We start from the raw sequence: 1,679 nt of genomic DNA on the forward strand, positions 1-1,679 counted from the left end.
AACACGACGCCGACGGCAGTTGCCGATGCGGGGAATGCGACCGAGAAGGGTGGCGTGGCCAATGGTTCGGGCGGTGTGGTTGCCAGCGGCAACGTGCTGACCAACGACACCGATGCGGATGCCGGTGACACCAAGGCGGTGACGGCGATCCGCTTCGGCGCTACATCAGGTACGCTCGGCACGGCGCTGAATGGCACCTATGGCAGTCTCGTGCTCAGTGCATCGGGCGTCTATAGCTATGCCGTCAACGAGAGCAATGCCGCCGTGCAGGCGCTGCGGCAGTCGACCAACACGCTGAACGATGTCTTCAGCTATACGATGCGTGACACCGCCGGCGCGACAGCCACGGCCAATCTCACCGTCACCATCCACGGCGCCAACGACGCGCCGGTGCTGGCGGTCCAGACGGCTAGCCAGAACGCTATCGTCGGCTCTGCCTTCTCCTTCACGCTGCCGACGACGACCTTCACCGATGTCGACAGTGGCGAGACGCTGGCCTATGCGGCAACGTCTGCCGACGGCACGGCGCTGCCTGCCTGGCTGAGCTTCAATGCCTCGACGAGGACCTTCTCCGGAACGGCGACGACATCAGGGACCTATGGCGTCAGGGTGACGGCAACCGACCTTGGCGGCCTCACCGCCAACGAAACCTTCAACATCGCCGTGTCGACATCAGGCAACACGACGCCGACGGCAGTTGCCGATGCGGGGGATGCGACCGAGAAGGGTGGTGTGGCCAACGGTTCGGGCGGCGTGGTCGCCAGCGGCAACGTGCTGACCAACGACACCGATGCGGATGCCGGTGATACCAAGGCGGTCACGGCGATCCGCTTCGGCGCTACATCAGGCACGCTCGGCACGGCACTGAACGGCACCTATGGCAGTCTCGTGCTCAGCGCATCGGGCGTCTATAGCTATGCCGTCAACGAGAGCAATGCCGCCGTGCAGGCGCTGCGGCAGTCGACCAATACGCTGAGCGATGTCTTCAGCTATACGATGCGCGACACCGCCGGTGCCACCGCCACGGCAAACCTGACCGTCACCATCCATGGCGCCAATGACGCGCCGGTGCTGGCGGTCCAGACGGCCGCCCAGAACGCTACCGTCGGCTCTGCCTTCTCGTTCACGCTGCCGACGACGACCTTCACCGATGTCGACAGCGGCGAGACCCTCACCTATGCGGCAACGGCGGCCGACGGCACGGCGCTGCCTGCCTGGCTCGCCTTCAACGCCACAACGCGGACGTTCAGCGGCACGCCGACGACATCAGGCACCTACGGCGTCAGGGTGACGGCAACCGACCTCGGCGGCCTTGCCGCCAACGAGACCTTCAATATCACTGCGACAGTGGCGCCCGCGACCTACAGCCTGTTTAACGCCTCCAGCACACCGGCCCAGACGAACCTCAACGACGGTCAGCAGCTCGAGGTCGGCGTCAAGTTCCAGTCGAACGTTGTCGGTGATATTACCGCCATCAAGTTCTACCGCAGCGCCAACGACAACGGACAGAACGTCGTCGATCTGTGGACCACGACAGGCACCAAGCTTGCCACCGCCACCTTCTCCAACACCACGGCAAGCGGCTGGCAGACGGTGAACTTCACAACGCCTGTCACCATCGCCGCCAATACCACCTATATCGCGTCCTACCACACCACCGGCGCTTACGTGGCGAGCAA

The 1,679-nt window shown here is 64.4% G+C and carries 1 protein-coding gene; it reads left to right on the forward strand.

Translation table 11 applies throughout. The features are described 5' to 3' along the window. The coding region (locus tag BS630_RS25890; RefSeq protein ID WP_143529514.1) for a putative Ig domain-containing protein at window positions 1-1,679 on the forward strand (1,679 nt) is incomplete at both ends.

This window comes from Rhizobium laguerreae (genome assembly GCF_002008165.1).
In the GTDB taxonomy this organism is placed as follows: Bacteria; Pseudomonadota; Alphaproteobacteria; order Rhizobiales; family Rhizobiaceae; genus Rhizobium; species Rhizobium laguerreae.